At 71.5% G+C, this 1,599-nt stretch carries 1 protein-coding gene; it reads right to left on the bottom strand.

The window, feature by feature from the left end:
* Positions 1 to 114 precede the first annotated feature (114 nt).
* Positions 115 to 1,518 carry an alpha/beta hydrolase gene (locus ACFWX1_RS38820; protein WP_378394844.1) on the bottom strand — a complete coding sequence of 468 codons (1,404 nt, stop codon included), beginning with the start codon at positions 1,516 to 1,518 and terminating at the stop codon, positions 115 to 117.
* Positions 1,519 to 1,599 lie beyond the last annotated feature (81 nt).

The following is a 1,599-nucleotide window of genomic DNA, read 5'->3' as shown; positions in this document are numbered from 1 at the left end:
GTGTTCTGGTGCTTCTGGTATGCGCGACACGGACTGCGTCGCCCGTTGCGGCGGGGCCGCTGGAACCCGTGGCTGTGCGGCGCCCGGAAACCCCGCCCACCCCCCCCCGCCGGGTCAGGCCGGGCAGGAACCGTCGTGCTTCGGCAGCACGCCGTGGAGCAGATAACGCAGCACGACATCGTTGCCACAGGCGTTGCCCTTGGTGAACACACCGTGCCCGCCCTGGTCGACGGTCGTCATCACGGCTCGGCCGCCCAGCGCCGCGCGCGTCTCCCGTGCCCCGGACAGCGGCGTCGCGGGGTCACGCAGATTCTGCACGAGCAACAGGTTCCGCGGACCTCCCGAACCGATGCGTACCGGCGGTTCGGCGCGTTCCACCGGCCAGAACGCACACGGATTCACGTTCGCCGCGGTGGGACCGAACCTCGGGTGCGTCACGCGTTCCCGTTCGACCGCGCGCTGGTAGTAACCGACGCCTTCGGGCCAGTCGGTGTCGTTGCACACCACCTGCAGTTGCAGGGCCGCGTGGTTGTCCCCGTCGAGCGGGCCACCGGCCGACACGGCGGATTGCCCCGCCCATTCCCTGGCCAGCGTCGGAAAATGCGCGTCGTCGTAGAACGCGCTCCAGGTGTTCGCCCGGAATTCCGGACCGCGGGTGGTGGCCAGCTCGTCGAACTTCGCGATCACCGCGGAGGGTGTCCGCCCGAGGTGGTAGACGTCGTCCCGCGCTGACGCCCAGGCCGCGAAGTCGGGCAGCCGGTCGTCGAAGCCTTCGGCGAAACGCCGGTGCTGCCGCACGTCCACGCCCTGCGGCCCGGTCACGCTGTCCAGCACGATCCGGTCGGTCTTGGCGGCGAACATCGTGGCGTACGCGGCGCCGAGGTAGGTGCCATACGACGTGCCGTAGTAGGAGATCGTGGACTCGCCCAGCGCGGCCCGGATCCGGTCCATGTCGCGCGCGGTGTTCGCCGTGGTCATGTGCGGCAGCAGCTCCGCGGTCGGCGCCGACGCGCACTTGCGCGCGACCACCCGCGCCTTCGCGGCGGTTTCGGCGACGTCCCGCGGCCCGTTCGCGTACGGCCCGATGATCGAACCTCGCTGCTCCGGGGTCATGTCGCAGGTGACGGGGGTGCTGTAGCCGGTGCCGCGCGGGTCGAACCCGATCACGTCGTACGCCTCGGGCAGGCCCGACGACCCCATCCGCTCCATCAGCTGCGCGGGCATCGCCAGCCCCGGGCTGCCGGGCCCGCCGGGGTTCATCAGCAGCACGCCGCGGCGTCTCGCCGGATCGGGACTGGCGTGGCGGGAGATCGTGAGCTCGATGGTCCGCCCGCCGGGATCGGCGTAGTCGAGCGGGACCCGCAGTTTCGCGCATTCGAGCCCGGCGGTCGGCGACTGCGGGAGACCGTAGTCCGGACAGGGAGTTGTCCACTTGAGACTCGGCGCGCTCTCCGCGTTCGCGACGGGGACAGCCGCCACGAGCGGAAGGAAAGCCAGGAGTACCAACGTTTTTCGCATACCCCGAGCGTCGCGTACCCGGGCGCCCGGCGCGTCGGACCGGGGCATGACGCCGCCGGGGAGGCCCGGGGGGGGTAGCGC

Origin of the sequence: Amycolatopsis sp. NPDC059021, from assembly GCF_042739895.1 — a bacterium.
Lineage (GTDB): Bacteria > Actinomycetota > Actinomycetes > Mycobacteriales > Pseudonocardiaceae > Amycolatopsis.
Note: the sequence above shows the minus strand (reverse complement) of the source record. Positions and strands in the feature narration are given on the sequence as shown.